18 protein-coding genes and 1 pseudogene are annotated in these 20,149 nt (G+C 74.1%); 6 read left to right on the plus strand and 13 right to left on the minus strand.

Annotated elements, in window-relative coordinates; genetic code table 11:
• Positions 1-23: 23 nt before the first annotated feature.
• Together panC and O7612_RS28085 are read right to left on the minus strand one after the other, a co-directional pair.
• Complete coding sequence (panC, locus tag O7612_RS28080; RefSeq protein WP_282268853.1) at positions 24-869, minus strand: pantoate--beta-alanine ligase; 846 nt, start codon at positions 867-869, stop codon at positions 24-26.
• 162 nt (positions 870-1,031) lie between these two features.
• Complete coding sequence (locus O7612_RS28085) at positions 1,032-2,009, minus strand: Rossmann-like and DUF2520 domain-containing protein (RefSeq protein ID WP_282268855.1); 978 nt, start codon at positions 2,007-2,009, stop codon at positions 1,032-1,034.
• Positions 2,010-2,237: 228 nt separating this feature from the next.
• Here O7612_RS28085 and O7612_RS28090 point away from each other — a divergent pair, with 228 nt between their 5' ends.
• Complete coding sequence (locus tag O7612_RS28090) at positions 2,238-3,314, plus strand: SAM-dependent methyltransferase (RefSeq protein WP_282274081.1); 1,077 nt, start codon at positions 2,238-2,240, stop codon at positions 3,312-3,314.
• A complete protein-coding gene (locus O7612_RS28095) occupies positions 3,311-4,480 on the plus strand; it encodes an NADH-quinone oxidoreductase subunit D (RefSeq protein WP_282268857.1) in 1,170 nt (389 codons plus the stop codon). Before O7612_RS28090 ends, O7612_RS28095 begins: the two co-directional genes overlap by 4 nt.
• A 41-nt stretch (positions 4,481-4,521) precedes the next feature.
• Here O7612_RS28095 and O7612_RS28100 read toward each other — a convergent pair whose 3' ends face one another.
• The 4 genes from O7612_RS28100 to O7612_RS28115 all read right to left on the minus strand — a co-directional run bounded on the left by O7612_RS28100 (position 4,522) and on the right by O7612_RS28115 (position 9,299).
• On the minus strand, positions 4,522-6,504 hold the full coding sequence (locus O7612_RS28100; protein WP_282268859.1) for a hypothetical protein: 1,983 nt from the start codon (positions 6,502-6,504) through the stop codon (positions 4,522-4,524).
• A gap of 200 nt (positions 6,505-6,704) precedes the next feature.
• The gene (locus O7612_RS28105) at positions 6,705-7,709 is read right to left on the minus strand and encodes a glycine betaine ABC transporter substrate-binding protein (RefSeq protein WP_282268861.1); all 1,005 of its coding nucleotides are present in this window, start codon (positions 7,707-7,709) and stop codon (positions 6,705-6,707) included.
• A 152-nt stretch (positions 7,710-7,861) separates the two neighbouring features.
• Positions 7,862-8,584, minus strand: a complete 723-nt coding sequence (locus tag O7612_RS28110; protein ID WP_282268863.1) for an ABC transporter permease subunit — start codon at positions 8,582-8,584, stop codon at positions 7,862-7,864.
• Between the two features lie 28 nt (positions 8,585-8,612).
• Positions 8,613-9,299 (minus strand): ABC transporter permease, encoded by a 687-nt coding sequence (locus tag O7612_RS28115; RefSeq protein WP_282268864.1) that lies wholly within the window; start codon positions 9,297-9,299, stop codon positions 8,613-8,615.
• A 2-nt stretch (positions 9,300-9,301) separates the two neighbouring features.
• Here O7612_RS28115 and O7612_RS28120 point away from each other — a divergent pair, with 2 nt between their 5' ends.
• Positions 9,302-10,297 (plus strand): ATP-binding cassette domain-containing protein, encoded by a 996-nt coding sequence (locus O7612_RS28120; RefSeq protein ID WP_282268865.1) that lies wholly within the window; start codon positions 9,302-9,304, stop codon positions 10,295-10,297.
• Between the two features lie 133 nt (positions 10,298-10,430).
• Here the strand turns inward: O7612_RS28120 and O7612_RS28125 are convergent, their stop codons facing one another.
• The 7 genes and pseudogenes from O7612_RS28125 to folP form a co-directional block, all read right to left on the minus strand.
• Positions 10,431-10,931 carry a hypothetical protein gene (locus O7612_RS28125; protein ID WP_282268866.1) on the minus strand — a complete coding sequence of 167 codons (501 nt, stop codon included), beginning with the start codon at positions 10,929-10,931 and terminating at the stop codon, positions 10,431-10,433.
• A 65-nt stretch (positions 10,932-10,996) separates the two neighbouring features.
• The gene (locus O7612_RS28130) at positions 10,997-11,302 is read right to left on the minus strand and encodes a hypothetical protein (RefSeq protein WP_088643875.1); all 306 of its coding nucleotides are present in this window, start codon (positions 11,300-11,302) and stop codon (positions 10,997-10,999) included.
• 93 nt (positions 11,303-11,395) lie between these two features.
• Entirely contained in the window at positions 11,396-12,610 is a 1,215-nt protein-coding gene (locus tag O7612_RS28135; RefSeq protein ID WP_282268867.1) for an ABC transporter permease, read from the minus strand.
• 101 nt (positions 12,611-12,711) lie between these two features.
• A complete protein-coding gene (locus O7612_RS28140) occupies positions 12,712-13,233 on the minus strand; it encodes a DUF3180 domain-containing protein (protein ID WP_282268868.1) in 522 nt (173 codons plus the stop codon).
• A 19-nt stretch (positions 13,234-13,252) separates the two neighbouring features.
• Positions 13,253-13,780: a 2-amino-4-hydroxy-6-hydroxymethyldihydropteridine diphosphokinase gene (gene folK, locus O7612_RS28145; protein WP_282268869.1), complete on the minus strand. Its 528-nt coding sequence runs from the start codon at positions 13,778-13,780 to the stop codon at positions 13,253-13,255.
• Positions 13,777-14,136, minus strand: coding sequence for a dihydroneopterin aldolase (folB, locus tag O7612_RS28150; RefSeq protein ID WP_282268871.1), 360 nt, complete (start codon positions 14,134-14,136; stop codon positions 13,777-13,779). Before folB ends, folK begins: the two co-directional genes overlap by 4 nt.
• A 218-nt stretch (positions 14,137-14,354) precedes the next feature.
• Positions 14,355-15,209 (minus strand): annotated as a pseudogene (gene folP, locus O7612_RS28155) (dihydropteroate synthase); the annotation flags it as partial.
• A 356-nt stretch (positions 15,210-15,565) separates the two neighbouring features.
• On the opposite strand from folP, the gene O7612_RS28160 reads away from it, so the two are divergent.
• The 3 genes from O7612_RS28160 to O7612_RS28170 are packed head-to-tail and all read left to right on the plus strand — an operon-like array spanning position 15,566 to position 20,148.
• Positions 15,566-15,880 (plus strand): hypothetical protein, encoded by a 315-nt coding sequence (locus tag O7612_RS28160; protein ID WP_067302242.1) that lies wholly within the window; start codon positions 15,566-15,568, stop codon positions 15,878-15,880.
• 13 nt (positions 15,881-15,893) lie between these two features.
• On the plus strand, positions 15,894-16,256 hold the full coding sequence (locus O7612_RS28165) for a hypothetical protein (RefSeq protein ID WP_067302246.1): 363 nt from the start codon (positions 15,894-15,896) through the stop codon (positions 16,254-16,256).
• A 49-nt stretch (positions 16,257-16,305) separates the two neighbouring features.
• Complete coding sequence (locus O7612_RS28170) at positions 16,306-20,148, plus strand: ATP-binding protein (protein WP_282268874.1); 3,843 nt, start codon at positions 16,306-16,308, stop codon at positions 20,146-20,148.
• The last annotated feature ends 1 nt before the right edge of the window (position 20,149 follow it).

The following is a 20,149-nucleotide window of genomic DNA, read 5'->3' on the forward strand; positions in this document are numbered from 1 at the left end:
CTCTCGAATGGTGGTGTGCGTGGTCAGGATCGGGGGGCCAGCTGGATGGCCAGGTTGTCGATCAGGCGGGTACCGCCCACCCAGGCCGCGATCAGCAGCCGGGCCGGCCCGGTGACCGGCCCCGGCTCCAGGTCCGGATCGGTGAGCACCAGATAGTCCAGCTCCACACCCGGCACCTCGGCGAGCACCACGTGCGCGGCCGCCAGCACGTCACCGGCGTCGGCCCCCCGCCCGGCGGCGGCCGCCCCGGCCCGCAACGCGCCGGACAGGCTCAGCGCCACCCGCCGCTCGTCCGCCGACAGGTAGCGGTTACGGCTCGACAGCGCCAGGCCGTCCGGCTCCCGTACGGTCGGCACCCCGACCACCTCGACCGGCACGTCCAGGTCCCGGGCCATCCGGCGGACCAGGGTGAGCTGCTGGTAGTCCTTCTCCCCGAAGAAGGTGAGATCGGGCCGGGTGAGCTGGAGCAGCTTCAGCACCACGGTCAGCACCCCGTGGAAGAAACCGGGCCGGCTCTGCCCCTCCAGCTCCGCACCGAGCCGCCCCGGGTCGATCCGGACCAGGGGTTGCCCGCCCGGGTACATGTCCGTCACGGCCGGGGCGAACACCAGGTCCGCGCCGGCCCGCCGGCACACCGCGAGATCGGCGTCCAGGGTGCGCGGATACCGGTCGAAGTCCTCGTTCGGGCCGAACTGCAACGGGTTGACGAAGATCGTCACCAGGACGTGGTCCGCCCGCTCCCGGGCCGCCCGGATCAGCGTCTCGTGCCCCGGGTGCAGCGCACCCATCGTCATCACCACGGCGACCGTGCCGGTCAGCCCCGTCCGGGCCTTCGCCAGCTCCGCCCGCGTGTGCACCAACTCCGTCACCGGTCCACCTTCCGTTCGCGCTGCGGGGCTCGCAAACCCGGCTCACTCCTCACGCTCACCGGTCCGCCCTCCGTTCGCGACTGCGGGGCTCGCAAACCCGGCTCACTCCTCACGCTCACCGGTCCGCCCTCCGTCCGCGACTGCGGGAACTGCCGACCCGGGTCACGCCGCCACCTCGCGGTGGACGCCCGCCAGGACGTCCAGCAGCGACCCCGCGTCCACCGGGCGCAGCCGCCCCGCCGCCATCGCCCGGTCCGCGCTCCGTCGGGCCAACGCCAGGTAGGGGGCGACGGATTCCGGGGCGGTCTCCGCCAGCCGGTCCAGGTGCCGCCGGACGGTGCCCGCGTCACCGCGCGACACCGGGCCGGTGAGCGCGTCGTCGCCCAGCCGCAGCACGTTCTCCAACGCCGCCCGCAGCAGCGGCGCGAGGACCTTCTCCGGCTGCGTCACGCCGGCGTCCCGCAGCCGGTCGGCCGCCTCGTTGACCAGGGTCACCAGGTGGTTCGCGCCGTGGGCCAACGCCGCGTGGTAGAGCACCCGGTCGGCCTCGCCCACCCACTCCGGCACCCCGCCCAGGTCGGCCACCAGCCGGGCCGCCGCCGGCCGCAGCTCCGCCGGGGCGGTCACCCCGTACGAGATCCCGGCCAGCCGGGACAGGTCGTCCGGCGTACCGGTGAAGGTCATCGCGGGGTGCAGGGCCAGCGGCCGGGCACCCACGGCCACGGCCGGGGCCAGCACGGCCAGCCCGTGCGCGCCGGAGGTGTGCGCGACCACCTGACCGGGGTGCAGCGCCCCGGTGTCGGCCAGCCCGGCGACCACCCCGGCCAGCGCGTCGTCCGGCACGGCGACCAGCAGCAGGTCGGTGGCGTCCCGGGCGACCGCGATGGCCGACCGGTTCACGGCCTCCGGCAGCAGCAGGGCGATCCGGGCCGTCGCGGCTCCGGAGACACCGGAGGCGGCGACCACCCGGTGCCCGGCGGCGACCAGTGCCGCCCCCAGCACGGCACCCACCCGCCCGGCGCCGACGACGCCCACGGTGAGACGCCGGGGAAGGACGAACGGGACACCGGGTACGACAGGGGCCGGCGGTACGGCGGCCCCGGTGGGGGCGGCCGGACGCGGGCGCAGCGGTGCGCTCATGGCAACGATCCAGTCCTCGGAAAGGGGGTACCGGTCGATGGCAAGTATGCGCCGGGAGCAGGGAACCCGAACAAGGATGTGTGAAAACCTTCACCGACCGCGATCACCCGGCCGCCCGGTGGCGCACCGCCGCACGGTGTGCGGGTCGACGGCCCCGACGCCACCCGTCCCCCGCCCGCAGACCGTAGGGTCGACCCGGTGACCGACCCTCGACCCGGGACGCACCCGATGCGCTGGCGGGACGCCATGGCCGCCGCCCTCTACGGGCCGGGCGGCTTCTTCGTCTCCGGCGCGGGGCCGGCCGACCACTTCCGGACCAGCGTGCACGCCACCCCCGCGTTCGCGGCGGCGGTGTTCCGGCTGGTGTCACGCCTGGACGCCACCCTCGGCTTCCCCACCCCGTTCGACGTGGTCGACGTCGGGGCCGGCCGGGGCGAACTGCTCCACACCCTGACCACCCTGGCCCACACCGGCCCGGCCGGACCGGCTCCGGTGCCGCTGGCCCGGCGGCTGCGTCTCACCGCCGTCGAACTGGCCCCCCGCCCCCCGGCCCTCCCTGCGCACATCGCCTGGACGACGACGCTCCCGGACGCGGTGACCGGTCTGCTCGTCGCCACCGAGTGGCTCGACAACGTCCCCCTGGACCTCGCCGCGCCCGCCCCCACGTCGCCCGGTGCCACCACGTCCAACCACCGCTACCTCCTGGTGGACCCCGGCACCGGCGTCGAATCCGCCGGCCCCCCGCTCACCGTCGAGGACGCCACCTGGCTGACCCGCTGGTGGCCCGACCCACCAGGGCACCCGTCGGCCGCCGGGACGCCGGACGACGCCGACCTCCCGGTCGGCCGGATCGAGATCGGGCGGAGCCGGGACGAGGCGTGGGCGCAGGCCGTCCGGCGGGTGGCACGGGGGGTGGCGCTGGCCGTGGACTACGGGCACCTGCGGCAGGCGCGGCCGTTCGACGGCACGTTGACCGGGTACCGGGGTGGGCGACAGGTGCCGCCGGTGCCGGACGGCTCGTGTGACATCACCGCGCACGTCGCCGTCGACTCGGTCGCCGCCGCCGGTGCCGGGGTCGCCGGGTGTGCGTACACCCTGGTCTCGCAGCGGGAGGCGCTGCGGGCGCTCGGGGCCGACGGCGGCCGACCGCCGCTGGGCCTGGCCGGCACCGACCCGGCCGGATACCTGCGGGCGCTGGCCGCCGCGTCGGCGGTGGCCGAGCTGACCGACCCGGCCGGGCTCGGTGGGCACCACTGGCTGCTCCAGCCGGTCGGCGTCGCCGTCGACCCGCTCATGGCACGATGACCGGCATGACCACGGACACCGGTGAACTGCGCGAGCTGACCGTCGGCACCGGGGCCGGCGGGGAGCAGCTCGGCACCGACATGGTGCTCAACATCGGTCCGCAGCACCCCTCGACGCACGGCGTGCTGCGGCTGAAGCTGGTGCTCGACGGGGAACGGGTGGTCGCCGCCGAGCCGATCGTCGGGTACATGCACCGGGGCGCGGAGAAACTGTTCGAGGTCCGCGACTACCGCCAGATCATCGTGCTGGCGAACCGGCACGACTGGCTGTCGGCGTTCTCCAACGAGCTGGGCGTGGTCCTCGCCGTCGAACGGCTGATGGGCATGGAGGTGCCCGAGCGGGCCACCTGGCTGCGGATGGCGCTGGCCGAGCTGAACCGGGTACTCAACCACCTGATGTTCCTCGGCTCGTACCCGCTGGAGATCGGCGCGATCACCCCGGTCTTCTACGCGTTCCGGGAACGGGAGACCATCCAGGCGGTCATGGAGGAGGTCTCCGGCGGCCGGATCCACTACATGTTCAACCGGGTCGGCGGGCTCAAGGAGGAGGTCCCCGCCGGCTGGACCGGCCGGGCCCGCGCCGCCGTCGCCGAGGTCCGCCGCCGGATGCCCGACCTGGACAGGCTGATCCGCCGCAACGAGATCTTCCTGGCCCGGACCGTCGGGGTGGGGGTGCTGTCAGCCGCCGACGCCGCCGCGTTCGGGGCGTCCGGGCCGGTCGCCCGCGCCTCCGGGCTCGACCTGGACCTGCGCCGCGACGAGCCCTACCTGGCGTACGACCAGCTCGACGTGCCGGTGGTCACCCGCACCGCCGGGGACTGCCACGCCCGCTTCGAGGTGCTCCTCGACCAGGTGTACGCCTCCCTCGACCTGGCCGAGCAGTGCCTGGACCGGGTCGACCGGCTCACCGGCCCGGTGAACACCCGACTGCCCAAGGTGGTCAAGGCCCCCGAGGGACACACCTACGCCTGGACGGAGAACCCGCTCGGGATCAACGGCTACTACCTGGTGTCGCGGGGCGAGAAGACCCCGTGGCGGCTCAAGCTGCGCACCGCGTCGTACGCCAACGTGCAGGCGCTGGCCACCCTGCTTCCCGGCTGCCTGGTGCCCGACCTGATCGCCATTCTCGGCTCGATGTTCTTCGTGGTGGGCGACATCGACAAGTGAACCGGTCGGCGACCGGCCGGGGCGGGACGGCAACCGAGCGGTCAGCGCCAGTGGCCGCCGGCGCGCGGGGCGTCGTCCTGTGGCGGATAGCCGTACCGTTGCTCGCCGTCCCACTGCCGCCGGTCACCCGGTTCCGGTTCCGAGGTACGCCAGGACACCACCGGTGCCCGGTCCCGCCGCTGCTCCGCCGGTTGCCCGTCCCACCGCTGACCGTCGGACTGCGCGGGCCAGTCCGACGCCGTACGGGGAATCCGGGTAGACCCCTCCGATGCCGGCTCGCCGGTCGGGGCCGACCAGTCCTGGATCGGCTGGCCCCCGGCCCGGGCCGACCGGTGCGGGGCGGTGCGGGCCGGCCACTCCTCGGCGGGCGGGGCGGACCACTCGCCGCTGGACCGGGCGGACCACTCCTCGGCGGGCCGGGCGGACCGTTCCTCGGCGGGCCGCTGGCCGCGGAACGACTCGCGCCACTGCGGCGGCACCGGAACGCCGCCGGCCGGCAGCGCCGGACGGTCGTCGGGCGCGGAACGGCCCGCACCCCACGGCTCACCGCCCCGCTCCGGCTCGGCGCGGTACGGCGCGTCCCGGTGCGGATCCTCCTGGCGGACCGAGGCCCACCGGTCGGCGTAGTGGTAGCCGGCACCGTCGGCGTGCACCTCCGCCTGCCGTTCTCCGACCCGCAGCTCCCGGGCGTGCCCGTCGTCGCGGACCTCGGCCCACCGGTCACCGGCACGGACCGTACGCGGGGCCGGCTCGGCGCGGTCCCCGGCCCACCCCGTACGCGAGGGTGGCTCGCCGCTCACGGTCCGTCCGGTACGGCCTCCCGGCCGACCGTCGGGCTCCCCGCCGACCGGGAACCGCTCCGACGGGACCGGCTCGGGCCGGTCGTCATCCCACCCGCCCCAGGACGGGCCGGCGTCTGCCGAACCACTCCGGGAGGGACCGGTCGCGGCCGACGACCGCCAGGAGGACTCGGCGGCCGACGACGACCACGAGGGATCGGCGGCCGACGACCGCCACGACGCGTCAGCGGCCGGTGGTCGCCAGGACGCGTCAGCGGCCGGCCAGGCCCGCTCGTCACGGGACGCCGGGTGGGCCGGCCGGGAACGCTCGTCCGGCGGCGTCGACCAACCCCGGTCGTCCGAGTCCGTCCGGCCCGACCAGGCACGCTCGGGCTCCCCGCCGGTCCAGGAGGGTTCTCCCGATCCGGTCGCCCAACGGTCGGCGTACCCGCCGTAGCCGCCGCCCGCCGGATCGGCCCCGTCGACGACGGTGTGCCGGGTGGTGACGTGCACGGTCTCGGTGTGCCGCACCACCCCGAGGGGACGCGACCCCGAACCGGCCGCCGACGGCACCGCGCCACGTTCCCGGGCGGACGCGCCGTACACGCCGGTCCGGCCGGTCGCCGGGCGCTCCGGAACCTGCCGACGGGCGGCCGGCGCGACGGCCTCCGGGTCGGCTTCGGCCCGGCCCCGGCCCACCGCGACCGGCTCGGTGGTCTCCGGTCGTTCCCAGTCCGCCGGGGCCTGTTCGGGGGCCGCCCGGCGACGGCCGACCGGGGCCTCCGGCTCCGGTTCGAGGGCCGCAACCCTGGCCCGCCCCGTCCCACCGGCCCGTTCGTCGGCGACCGGCGGGCCACCGCCGGCAGCGGCGGACCCGGCCGCGGCCGCGTCCAGCCGCCGCCGCAACGCGGTGACCTGTTCCTCGGCCCGCTGGGACTGGTCCAACGCCTGGTTGCCCCGCTGGGCGGCGGCGACGATCTCACTGCGCAGTTCGCGTCGGAGCTGCGCCAACTCCTCGTGCACCTCGGCGTCGGACGACCGGGCACCGCCGTCGGCCCGCAGGGCGATGGACAGACCGATCAGCACCACCGCGGCGATGGCCAGGACCGCGGCGAACCGGAGCGGACCGTTGCCGTCGGCGAACAACAGGATCAGGGCGGCCACCGGCGCGAACGCCACACCGACCCAGAACAGCACGGTCAGTAGCTGCGGACTGCGCTTCTCGGAGACCACCGGGGAGGGCATGGCTGTGCAGCCTACCGAGAAGTAAGCGGACTGGAAACGGTCCCACGGCAGAAATGCCCCGATCTCGGCCGGTACGACGTGGCCGGGGCGGCGTGTCGGCGGCCCACCACGCCGCTGCCCGGCAGCGGGCGACCGGCGGAACCCGGACCCGCCCCGGTCGCGGTCGGTAGGCAACGCCCCGACCGCGACCGGGCTCAGGCTCAGCCGGTGGCGAGCGCGCCGTCGGACGAGAAGACCAGGCCGACGCTGGCGGTACCGGTCTTCAGCGCGTTCTTGGTCTGCGGACCACCGGCGTCCAGCGAACTGAAGGAACCGGCCTTGAAGTCGTAGACCTCGACCAGACCGGCCTGGCACTTCGGCCGCTGCGGGCACTCCGGCGGGCCGGCCAGCACGGTCTCCTTGCCGGAGCACTTGGCAGCCAGGTCGGAGAGGGTCTTCAGGGAGTACTTGTCGGCGAACGCCTTGGTCACCGCGAAGGCGTTCTGGTCCTGGGCGGCGGACGGGGTGCCGAAGGCCAGGCCCACCTTGTCGCCCTCGGACTTCAGCGCGCTGACCGTCTTGTCCAGCTCCGGCGAGGAGACCGGGGTGGCGTCCTTGCCGTTGGCCTTGGTGTTCAGGAACTCGGCCATGGTCGCCGCGTACTCCGGGACGACCTGGATCTCGCCCTTCTCCAGGCTCGGCCCGTACAGCTCGCGGTTGCCGATCTGCTGCACCTTGACCTGGTAGCCGGCCGCGGTCAGGGCGATGCTGTACAGCTCGGCCAGGGTCTGGCTCTCGGAGAAGTTGCCCGCCCCGACGACGATCGGCCCGCCCGGCCCCTTGGCGATGCCGGTGGTCAGACCCGTGGTGGCGGCGAACTCCTCGGCCGCCGACTTCGGCGTCTTGCGGTCCACGTCGACCGCCTTGTTGAGGGCGATCAGCTTCGGCGTGTCCAGCGCGGCGGAGACCTTGTCCAGCGCAGCGAGGAGCTGCGGGTTCGCCACCTTGGCGTTGACCGCCGGGATGATGTTGTCGGTGTTCTGGAGCTTCTTGTCGTCGTCGAGGACGACCAGCTGCTCACCGGCGACCGGGGCACAGCCCGCGCCGCTCGCCCCCTGCTCCGGGGCGTCGGTGCCGGACGAACCGGCATCCCCGCACCCGGTCAACAGACCCGCCATGGTCAGGGCGCCCACCGCGCCTACCGCCAGCCGTGTCCGTGCGCGCATCGCGCCCGCCTTCCGTGTCCCGGCGCGGCCCGAACCGGACCGGCCGCGTGTCCGACGGGCGACGGTCGCCGCCCGCGCGTTCCAGCCAATATCCTCCAGGACCGACCGACAAACTCTGCGGGACTTTCGTCACCTGATCGTCACGCGGCAGATCAATTTCCCGCCGTGGCGTCCGCCGCCCGGCGGTCGGCCACCCGGCGGGTCCGCCGCAGCGGTCGCGGCGTCACCGCCCGCTCGACCAGCGCCAACACCCCCTCCGCCGCCAACGCCAGCCCGGCCACCAGCACCCCACCGGCGATGATCTGCCCGCCACCGGCCGCGATGTCCAGCCCGAAGCCGGCCCGGATGATCTGCCCCAGTCCGCCGCCGTTGACGAACGAGGCGAGTGCCGCCGTCGCCACCACCTGGACGGCAGCCGTCCGGAACCCGGCGGCCAGGTACGGCACCGCCAACGGCAGCTCCACCCGGCGCAGCACCTGCCACCCGGACAACCCCATCCCGCGCGCCGCGTCCCGGGCCTCCGGATCGGCCTGCCGCACCCCGGTGTACGCGTTGGCCAGCAGCGGTGGCACGGCGAAGACGGCCAGCGCGACCACCACCGAGGGACGGCCGAAGCCGAGGAAGGTCAGCGGCAGGATGGTCAACAGCGCCAGGGTGGGGATGGACAGGGTCAGGTTGGAGATCAGCACGACCGCGCCGCCACCGCGCCCCGAGTGTCCCAGCCAGAGGCCGACCGGCCAGGCCACCAGGCAACCCAGCAGCACCGCCGCGGCGGACATGCTCAGGTGCTCCCCGATCCGGTCCAGCACACCACCCGGATTGGTCCAGTTCAGCGGGTCGTTGAGCCAGACCACCGCCTGCTGCACCGGGTTCAACGGACCGTTCCGTTCGTGACTGCGGGGGTCATCGGGGTCGGCTCCTTAGCCAGGGGGTGAGTAGGCGACCCACACCGGCCAGGATCAGGTCCAGCACCAGTGCCAGCAGGACGCAGAGCACCGTACCCGTCATGATCTGGGCCTTGTAGAAGTTGTTCTGGAACCCGGCGAAGATCAACTGACCCAGGCCACCCCGACCGATCACCACCCCGACGGTGACCAGCGCCACGGTGGAGACGGTGGCCAGTCGTACGCCGGTGAGGATGCCGGGCAGGGCCAGCGGCAGGTCGATCCGGAACAACCGGGCCCAGCGGCCGTACCCCATGCCCTCGGCCGCGTCGCGGACCTCCGGGGGCACCTGGTTCAGCCCGGCCACCGCGTTGCGGACGATCACCAGCAGGGCGTACAGCACCACCACGGTCAGCACGGTCACCGCACCGATGCCCAGGTAGGGGGCGATGAACGCGAACAGGGCCAGGGAGGGGATCGTGTACAGCACCCCCGCCAGTGCGAGAATCGGACCGGTCAGCCGCCGGTACCAGTAGGCCAGCACCGCCAGCGGCAGGGCGACCAGCGCGGCGAGCAGCACCGCCCGACCGGTCAACGAGGCGTGCTCGCGCACCGCGGCGAGAATGGTGTCAGAGTTGTCCCGCACGTACTGCCAGGAGAACCACGGATTACCCGGCTCGGCCCGGTAACTCAGGTGGAAGGACACACGTGGACGTTACCCCCGGGGGCACCGGCGACGCAGGACACAGCGCCGCCTCGATCAGGTTGGACGGCATCCGCAAGCGGTACCCGGACGGCACCGAGGCGGTCCGCGAACTGAGCCTGGAGGTGACCGCCGGCGAGCTGGTGGTGCTGATCGGACCGTCCGGCTGCGGCAAGTCGACGGTGCTCCGGATGGTCAACCGGCTGATCGAGCCGACCGGCGGTCGGATCCTGCTCGGCGACGAGGACATCACCCGGGTCGACCCGGTGAAACTGCGTCGGCGCATCGGCTACGTGATCCAGAACGTGGGGCTCTTCCCGCACCAGACGGTGATCACCAATGTCGGCACCGTACCCCGGTTGCTCGGCTGGCCGAAGGAGCGGATCCGGCGGCGCAGCGGCGAGCTGCTGGAACTCGTCGGGCTGGACCCGGCCCAGTTCGGACGCCGCTATCCGCACGAACTCTCCGGCGGGCAGCGGCAGCGGGTGGGGGTGGCCCGGGCGTTGGCCGCCGACCCGGTGGTGCTGCTGATGGACGAGCCGTTCTCCGCCGTCGACCCGATCGTGCGGACCCGGTTGCAGGAGGAGTTCCTCCGGCTCCAGGCCGAGGTCCGCAAGACCATCGTGCTGGTCACCCACGACCTGGACGAGGCGGTCCGGTTGGGTGACCGGATCGCGGTGCTCTCCGAAGGGGGGCGACTGGAGCAGTACGACACTCCGGCGGCCCTGCTCGGCACGCCCGCCTCGCCGTTCGTCCGGGAGTTCGTCGGCGCGGACCGGGGCATCCGTCGACTGGCGGTCACCCCGGTCACCCGTGAGGTGCTCGACGGGGAGGCCACCGACACCACCCTGCCGGAACTGCCGCTGGGCCGGTCGGCGTACGACGCGCTGGCCGCCATGCTGACCGCCGGCACGGACGCGGTCGTGGTCACCGCCGACGGTCGCCCCGCCGGCACGCTCAGCCGGGCCAGGGTGCTCGACCTCGGGCAGACCGGCAGCTAGCCGACCGGGTGCGGGCCGGCGAGCCGGCCAGGTCCGGTGCCCGGCCGGGCCGCGGGCAGGGCCAGCACGGACTGGCCCCGCCACGGCGGATCGGATCTGGCGGATCAGGCTCCGGCGGCCCGGGTACGGCGGATCAGGCCCGGCCGCCCAGGCTGGCCAGGCCGATGATCCAGCCCGCGAAGAAGCCGTAGCCGGCACCGGTGGTGGTGGTCTCGAACGCGGCCTGTAGCGGGCCGTCCGCGGTGAGCAGCGCCGCCAGCAGGGTGGCCGCCGCCCCGGCCAGGGTGTACGCCGCCCAGCCGGAGAAGAACTGGCTGGCCGAACCCGGCACCCGGGCCACCTGACCGGCCGGCAGCAGGTAGAGCAGCACCGCGGCGAACACCAGCAACAGGATGGCCCGCAGGTCGGTGGCGAGCACGCCGTGGTCCGGGTCCGCCGGGTCGACCCGCCAGGCCGGCCAGGAGAGCAACCGCAGGTACCAGCCACCGGCGGAGTCGGGGGCGGTGTGGTCCTCGGCCCAGCCGACGTACCAGGGACTGCCGCAGACACCGACGAGGATGAGCGCGGCGACGGTGCCGGTGCCGGCGGCGGTGCCGTAGCCCCGCACGGTCCGGGGGCGTTGGGTGAGGGCCATGCGGCGGGAGGTTCCCGACCCGCCACGGCCGGCAAACCTCTCCCGCCAACCGGCGGCGCGGCCGGTCAGTGCTTCATCAGGTAGTCGATGAACGCCGCCCGCAGCAGCGGCGCGGACTCCTCGTAACCGTGGCCGGTCAGCTCCCGCCACAACGCCGCCGCCTCGTCGATGGTGGGTCCGACCGAGTTCGGTGCCCCGTCCAGGGCGGCGGCCTCGTCGGCGTTCGGCAGGTGCCGCAGCACCGACCAGAAGAACCCGACGTCGCGCCGCTCCCGCGCCCGCGCGAAGGCCCGCTCCCGCAACTCCTCGGTGGAGAGTGCGTCGAGCTGGTCGAAGGTGTGGCCGGTGCCGGCGGAAGGAGTCTCGGTCATGCCCGCGAGCCTAACCGGCGAGATCCTTCCCGGCCCGTCGTCCGCGCGTACCGCGTCCCTGCCGCCCGCTCACCGGTGTCCCAGCGGGGCGGATCACCGGTCGCCGGTGTCCCACCGGGGCGGGTCACGCTGCCACCGGGGGGCCTCCCAGGGGTCGGGCGGGGTGTCGGTGTCGGCCGTCCGTTCCGGCAGCGCCGGGGTCCAGTTGCGCGCCTCGCCCGCCGGGGGCATCGACCAGCCGGAGCTGATCGCCCCGTCCCGCACCGGCGGTAGTTCGACCGGCTCGCCCCGGGCGGTACGCGGACGACCGTAGGTCTCGACCATCCGGGTGACCAGCAGGCCGGCGGCCAGCGCCGCCCCGCCGACGGCCCAGCGGTCGGTGGCGGCACCGGACTCGGCCGCCCAGGCCAGATAGGTCACCACCAGCGCCACCGCGAGCAGGGCACCGAAGACGCCACCACGCCGGCCGTACGCGCTGGTGCCGCCGAGCATGGACACACCCACCGCGAGCACCGTCCAGTCCAGTCCCGACCCCGGTGTCACCGGGCCGGTCCCGTTGGCGGCGACGAGCACCCCGGCGAGCATGGCGAGCACGGTGGAGGTGGTCAACGCGGCAGCGGTCACCAGGGCGGCGGCCATCCCGCGCCGCCGGGCCGGATCGGCCACCGGACGGAACCGGCCGACCAGCCGGCGCACCGCCCGGATCGCGCCGAACGCTCCGAGGAGGACGGCCACCGCCGCAAAACCGGCGAAGAGGTAGTAGGCGTTGCGCCGGGGGTCGTAGTCGGCCTGCACCGCGACCGGCAGTTTCCACCGTTCGATCCAGACGATCATCCCGGCGGCGGCGGCGAGGCTGGCCGCCCAGCCGGGGACGTGCAGCACCACCACCGCCCAGGCCAGGGCCAGCCCGCCCAGGGCGGCGGCGACCAGGGCCGGGACGAGCGCCGTCGACACGCCCCGGTCGCCCTGCTCGGCGAAGTGCAGCGCGGCAGCCAGGGCGACCGGACCGATGGCCAGGTTCACCGCGGCCGTACGCAGACTCAGCCCGGCGGCCACGACGAGCAGACCCAGCGCGACCGCGTCGACGAGCAGCCGCCGCAGGCCCTCGCCGCGCAGCGCGTCGGGGTCCTCCCGCCAGAGCAGGTACGCCAGCGCCGCGACAGCCACCAGCAGGACCACTTCCCAGGCCACGTGCACACCGAGCCGGTCCCGGCCCGGCTCGCCCTGCGCCGGATCGTCGAAGACGTTCTCCGCCGTGGCCCCGGGCACCTCTGCCGACGCGGCCCGGCCCGGTTCGTCGTACACCATGCGGTGCGCCTCCCAGGTGACCGGCCGTCCCCGGCGACGGCTGACTGTTCTCCGGTCGCCAGGCACCGTACCTGCGCGCAGGGCCGGACGTAACCCCTCGGTCAGCGTCCGGGGCGGTCCTGCCGGTCGTCGATGTCGTCGTCGGACTCGGGAACCCGGCAGGAGCGTTCGAGCCAGAGCGCGGCGGCGACCAGTGCCAGGGAGGCGAGCGCGCCGGCCCCGGCGGCCGGCCGGTCCTCGATCGCGGCGTTGGTCGGCTCGGCGAAGAGCCAGCCGGTCAGCCCGGCGTAGAAACCGAGGAAGATCGCCCCGGCCAGCGCGGACGCCTTGGCCAGCACCACGAACCGGGCGACCAGCAACGGGTTGACCGGTTCCCGGCCGGGCCGGCGCTCGATCCGGCCCCGGGTGTTGACCGCCGCGTACGCCTCCAGCACGGCGAGCGCGACCAGGGTGACCACCGGCAGCCAGGGCAGCCGGGGCGTGCCGCTGTAGTAGAAGCTGCTGATCAGCAGCCAGGCCACCGCGGCGGCGGCGAGCGCGGCGACCAGCAGGGTCGAGAACCGGGTGGGCCCCATCCTCGACCCGTCCGGCTCCTGGTCACGGGGCGGTCGGGACTGCGTCATGCCGGCCGGCTCCACTGGTTCATGCGTCCGACTCTAACGAAAGATCGGGACGCGGGGTCAGTTCGAGGGCGTCCCCGGCGACCGGGTCGGCGTTGAGCAGGTCGGTGAGCCAGCCGTGCCCGGCCAGCCGGCCGTGCGGGTCGATGTCGATCCACGGGCGGAGCACGAAGGCGCGCTGGTGGGCACGGGGGTGCGGCAGGACCAGCTCGGGCTCGTCGCTGAGCACCGGTCGACCGGCGTCGTCCCAGACGGCCACCACGTCCACGTCGAGGGTACGCGGGCCAAACCGGCGGGCCGGGTCACGCGTCCGGCCGGCGGACCGCTCGGCGGCGTGGGCGCGGGCCAGCCAGTCGCGCGGCGTCGCGGCCGGGTCGGTGACCATGACCGCCGCGTTCAGGTACGCCGGCTGCTCGGCGTCCCCCCAGGGGGGCGTCTCGTAGACGCCGGAGACGACCAGCACCGTGTCGCCGAGGCCGGTCACCGCGGCGCGCAGGTGGCCCAGCCGGTCGCCCAGGTTGCTGCCGATCGACAGCACCGCCCTGGTCACCGGGTACGTCGCAGGGTGACCGCCACGTCGGCGAAGGTGTGCGGAATCGGGGCCTCGGGCTTGTGCACCGTGATCGTGGCCGCGGCGACCAGCGGTTCGGCGAGGCAGACCGCGAGCAGCCGGTCGGCGAGCGTCTCGATCAGGTTGACCGGCTCGCCGGTGAGCACCGCGACCAGCCGCTCCGCCAGTTCGCCGTAGTGCACGGTGTCGGTCACCTCGTCGGAACGGGCGGCCGGGGCGAGGTCGAGCTCCAGGACGGCGTCGACCACGAACTCCTGGCCCTGCGCCCGCTCGAAGTCGTAGACCCCGTGCCGGCCCCGGGCCCGCAGCCCGGTCAGGGTGATCTGGTCGGTCATCGCCCCGCCCTCCCTCGGCCGGCCCGGTCCGGGTCGTCCCCGCCGCCGGGCCGGGGTAGCCCGGCGCCGCCCGGAGATCCGACGCTGCCCGGCGACCCGGCGCTGCCCGGGAATCCGGTGCCGCCCGGGAATCCGACGCCGCCCGGCGACCCGGCGCTGCCCGGGAATCCGGCGGCCCGGCCGGCCTGCCGTGGCCCGGCGGTCGGGCCGGTCGGATCCGTTCCGGCGGCGTCGGCGACGAGCCGGGGGCGGCCGGTGGCCGACCAGACGGCGAGCGCGTCGACGGTGCCCCGGACGTCGTGCACGCGTACCCCCCAGGCACCGGCGGCGACGGCCAGCACGCTGGTGGCGACGGTGGCGGCCGCCCGGCCGTCGGTGTCCCGTGGGGTGCCGTCCGGGTCGGCCAGCAGCCGACCCAGGTAGGACTTCCGACTGGCGCCGAAGAGCAGGGGCAGCCCGAGGGTGAGCAGCTCCGGCAGGCGGGCGCTGAGTTCCCAGTTGTGCGCGGCGGTCTTGGCGAAGCCGAGCCCGGGGTCGATCACGAGCCGGTCGACGGCCACCCCGGCGGCCAACGCGTCGTCGATCCGCTGGGCGAGTTCGGCCCGGACGTCGGCGACCACGTCGGTGTAGCCGGCCAGCTCCCGCATCCCGCGCGAGTGTCCCCGCCAGTGCATCAGCACCCAGGGACAGCCGGCGTCGCGGACCACCCGGGCCATGTCGGGATCGGCCAGTCCACCGGAGACGTCGTTGACCACGACGGCACCGGCGGCGACGGCCGCCCCGGCCACCGACGCCCGGGTGGTGTCGATGCTGACCGGCACCCCGGCGGCGGCGAGTTCCCGGATCACCGGCAGCACCCGACCCGCCTCGGTCCGTGGGTCCACCCGGTCGGCACCCGGTCGGGTGGACTCGCCGCCCACGTCCACCAGGTGCGCGCCCTCGCCGCGCAGTCGCACCCCGTGTGCGACGGCGGCATCGAGGTCGGCGTACCGACCACCGTCGGAGAAGGAGTCGGGCGTGACGTTGAGGACGCCCATCACCACCGGATTCCGCGTCCGTACCAGATCGGTCACGACTAGACGGTACCGGTCGCGTCGCTCCGCCCCGCGCACCCCCGCCGGCCGCTCCACGTCGGCACTGACGTGCGCATTGGAACAGGTGTACTATCGGTCGCCGGGGCCGAATCGGGTCGAGTCTTCGCGGCTTGTCGCAAAGGGGGGCGGCCCGTACGCTGTGGAATTGCCCAGCATCAAGAGTCGGCGAAGCATGGAGGGAGGGCCAAAGCGGGAGAAAAACCCCCAAATCTCGCCACGCTGCGTGGCGAGAGAGCAGCAGGGCGTCATTCGCGCTGCCCGGATCCAACACATTCCCGCCAGGCTTACCTACTGCACCACCGCGGCACCGCCGGCCGCGTTATGGGGAGGTTCCAGTGATCGCCTACCAGCTCGTGGAGACGACGTCGTCCGGCGTCGCGCAGGTGCTGCACACCCTGGCGACGGCGCCACTCGCCGAACCGGCCCCCAAGGGCATCGACACCAACGGTGTCGTCACCTTCTTCGCCAGCAAGATCGCACCCATCCTGCTCGCCGTGCTCGGGGTCATCTTCATCGGCCGGGCCAGCCGGGGCGAGATCTCCAAGGTGCTCACCAGCTCCGCCATCGCGATCGTCGGGCTGGCCTTCATCGCCGGCGCGGCCACACTCTTCTTCATCGGTGACTACCTGATCGACCTGATCTTCGAATAGGCGCGGGCGAGACATGCGGCTGCGCACCGACGACGACATCTACCGGGCACGCCTGGTCTACCTCGGGCCGCCCGGCTACACCCTTCCGGTCCACCTGCCGTACGCCCAGTACGGACTGTTCATGCTGCTCGTGCCCCTCTACATGTTCATCCACTGGCTGTTCACGTTGCAGGTCGAACTCTTCCCCGCCTGGGAGATCGCCCTCGCCATCGTGAGCACCTCGTTCATCTTCCGGTACGTCGACCCGGACCGGCCGGCGCGGATGGTCATCCGCACCGCCCTCACCGACTGGCGACGCACCCGGGAACCGGCCGCCGAACTGCGCGATCCCCGCCTGGTCGGCAGCCGGATCAGGATCCGGGAGGAACTGGCATGACCGGGCGTACCCGAATCGGGCAGTCGGACCAGATGGGTGAGGCGGTCGAATGAGTCGCTCTTCCACGCCGGGTTTCCCGGCCGGACGACACAGCGCCCCGCACGGTAACCGTGCGCGGTCGTTCGACTACCCCCAGGAGGAGCTGCCGGACGACGAGCCGTACGACCCGGCCCTGCTCACCGGCCCGGGTCAGGGCGGCGTGGGCGTCTTCCAGCCGCCCCGACCCACCCCCGGTCGTGGCACCCCCCCGGTCGAGCCGGTCCCCACCCCGCCGATGCTGGTCGGTGACGGCACCGACATCGACTCGCCCTTCCTCGACCTCTTCGGTGGCGGTCCGCGCCCCGGCGGCACCCCGACGCCGGGCACCCCGGCGCGGCGCGGCAGCGGACGGGAGCACCCGCCCGTACCGCACCAGCCAGCCGGGCCGACCCCACCGGCGGCCATCGAGGCGCAGGCCCCCGCGGCGGCCATCGAGGCGGCCCCGTCGACCGACCGGTCCGCCCGTACCCGGGTTCCCCACCAGCAGGGGGACCGACGGGCCACGGCGGCGAGCACCGACCGGAGCACCGGGGCACCGCAGCGGGCGCCCCGCCGCATCGTCCCGGCCGAGGTGTTCCCCCGGGACGCCGGTGAGCCGCTGACCGCCCGGGAGGCGGCCGAGCGGGCCCGCCGGGAGGCCACCGAGCGGGCCAGGGAGGCCGCCGACCGCAGCCGACGCGAGGCCGCCGAACAGGCCCGCCACGAGGCCGCTGAAACGGCCCGGCGCGACGCCGCCGAGGCGGCGCGACGTGCGGCGATCGAGCAGACCCGGCGGGAAGCCGCCGAACAGGAGGCCACCGAACAGGCCCGCCGCGACGCGGCCGAAACGGCCCGCCGTGAGGCGGCCGAACAGGCCCGCCGGGAGGCCGCCGAAGCCGCCCGACGCGAGGCGATCGAAGCGGCCCGGCGCGACGCCATCGAAGCCGCCCGGCGCGACGCCGACGAGCGTGACCGGCGGGAGGCCGAGGCGGCCCGGCGGACAAGTGCCGAACAGGCCCGCCCGGACGGGATGCTGACCGCCCGGCCCCGGCCCGGCGCGGTGGAGCCCGCGCCGGCCGCCTGGCCGGAGCACGTCGAACCGGCCTGGCCGGAGACCGACGAACCGATCCGGGTGGAGGCCGTGGCCGGTCCGACGGGCGCGCTGGCCGCCGAGCCCGCCCCGCGCGAACTCGTCGAGCCCGAGCGGACCGGGCGCACCGACCCCGGATCCCGGGACCTGGTCGCGCCACGGGAGCGCGCGGCGAGCCGTCGCAACGCCCCGACCAAACCGGTCCGGGTACGCCCGCCGAAGATCAAGTTCGGTGACCGGGATCCCTCGATCGAACTGGCGATCACCGAGATCGCCGGTCACCTGACCTTCACCCCCAACACGGTGACCGCCTGGTACTGGCTCCCCGAGGTCCGGTGGGCCTTCCGCCCCGACGCCGAACGTGAGGCACTCCTCTCGGCGATCTCCGAGCAGTACGCCGGCCTGGCCGGTTTCCGGTTGCACCTGCGCCGCACCACCCGACCGTTCCCCGCCGACGAGTGGGCCCGCACCATCGACGCGCACACCGCGTCGCCGCTGCCCGACGTCCCCGGCACGCACGGCTGGGCCGACCACCTGGTCGCCGCCCAGCAGCACCTGATGGCGGTCAACCACGCCGAGGGTCAGACCTACCTCGGAGTCACCTTCGCCCGCCGTTCCCTCGGCGACTCCCTCACCGAACGGCTGCTGCGGGCCTTCGGCAAGGGCACCGCCGACGGGGAGCGCCGCAAACTGGGCCGCACCGTCGAGCAGTTCGACGAGGTGCTGGGCAGCTTCGGCATGCGCGGCCGACGGGTCACCGCCCAGGAGCTGGAATGGCTGCTCTACCGCTCGGTCGCCCTCTGCATGGCCCCGCCCGGCACGCTCTCCCCGGTGACCAACGGCCGGTGGGAACGCGGTGACCTGCTCGCGCTCACCGAACAGGTGGAGCGGTACCGCACCCCGTACGGCACGACGGTCAAGCTGGTCAACCGGATGACCGGCGAGGAACGGCACGTCGCCGTGCTCGCGGTCGGCCGGATGGAGCCCTTGGAGATCCCCGAACGACACGAGCCCTGGCTGCACTTCCACGAGCGGTTGCCCTGGCCGATGGAGATCTCCACCCGGGTCGACATCCTGGGCTCGGGAGACTCCTTCCGCAACCTCGAACACCGGCTACGAATGATCAGGTCGCAGCAGCTCGACTACGCCGAGCACGGCATCGACGCTCCCCCGGAGCTGGAAAGACTCGCCAAGCGGGCGCTGGTGATCGGCGACGAGATGACCACCGGCCTGCCGGTGGACTCCGCGCGGGCGCACGGCTGGCACCGGATCGCCGTCGGTGGCCGGACCCGCGAGGAGTGCATGGAACGCGCCCGCCGGCTGATCCAGCTCTACTCCCGGGAACTGCGGATCTCTCTGCAACACCCCAAGAACCAGGACTGGCTGGCCCGGGAGTTCATCCCCGGCGAGCCGATCGCCAACACCGGCTACGTCCGGCGGATGCCCGTCCCGTTGCTCGCCGCCGCGCTCCCCCAGGCGGCGTCGACCGTCGGCGACCGTCGGGGTGACCTGATCGGGCGTACCGCCGGGACCTGCCGCCGGCCGGTCTTCCTCGACCTGCACTTCCCGATGGAGGTACGCGAGCGCTCCGGGCTCGCCGTGTTCGTCGCCGAACCCGGCGGTGGCAAGTCGACGCTGCTCGGCGCGCTCGGTTACCTGGCGGCCCGCCGGGGCGTGCAGGTCACCCTGCTGGACCCGTCCGGCCCGTTGGCCCGGCTCTGCGCCATGCCCGAGCTCAAGCCCTATGCCCGGGTGCTCAACCTGACCGGCTCAGAACCGGGGACGCTGGCGCCGTACGCACTCATCCCCACCCCGCTGCGCAGCGAGTTCAGCACCGGAGCGGCGGGCGACCGGGAGTTCGAGATCGCCGTCTCCAACGCCCGGGCCGAGCGACGCATGCTGGTGCAGGACATCTGCATGATGCTGGTGCCGCCGCAGGTGGCCCGGGAGGCGTCCACCGCCACCCTGTTCCGGCACGCGGTACGCCAGGTGCCGGCCGAGGAGACCTCCACCCTGGACGACGTGGTCACCTGCCTCCAGGGGCTCGACGACGACGCCGGGCGGGAACTGGCCCACCTGCTGCTCGACACCGCCGAGATGCCCCTGGCGATGCTCTTCTTCGGCCGCCCACCGGAGGGACTGCTCGGCGCGGGCGCAGCCCTCACCGTAATCACCATGGCCGGCCTCCGGCTACCCGACCTCAAGATCGAACGTGAGTACTGGTCGGCCGAGGAGGCGCTGGCCCTGCCGATGCTGCACACCGCGCACCGGCTGGCCGTACGACGCTGCTACGGCGGGTCGATGTCGTCCCGGAAACTCGTCGGCCTGGACGAGGCGCACTTCATGGAGGGTTGGCGCTCCGGCCGGTCCTTCCTGGTCCGCCTCGCCCGCGACTCCCGCAAGTGGAACCTGGCCGCCCTGGTCGCCTCGCAGAACCCGAAGGACATCCTCGGCCTCGACGTCCAGAACCTCGTCTCCACCGTCTTCGTCGGCCGGATCGCCGAGGACACCGAGATCGCCTCCGAGGCACTCCGGCTGCTCCGTGTTCCAGTCGACGACGGTTACGAAGCCACCCTGGCCTCCCTGTCCGCCGTCGACACCACCTCCGCCACCCGGCTCGGCTTCCGCGAGTTCGTCATGCGCGACGTGGACGGCCGGGTGCAGAAGGTCCGGGTCGACGTGTCGTACGTCGAGGGGCTGCTGGATCACCTCGACACCACCCCCGCCGCGGTCGCCCAGGCCGCCGGGATACTGCCGACCGTCCTGGCTGATCTGGAGGCGTGAC

The organism is Micromonospora sp. WMMD987 (genome assembly GCF_029581435.1).
Lineage (GTDB): Bacteria > Actinomycetota > Actinomycetes > Mycobacteriales > Micromonosporaceae > Micromonospora > Micromonospora rifamycinica.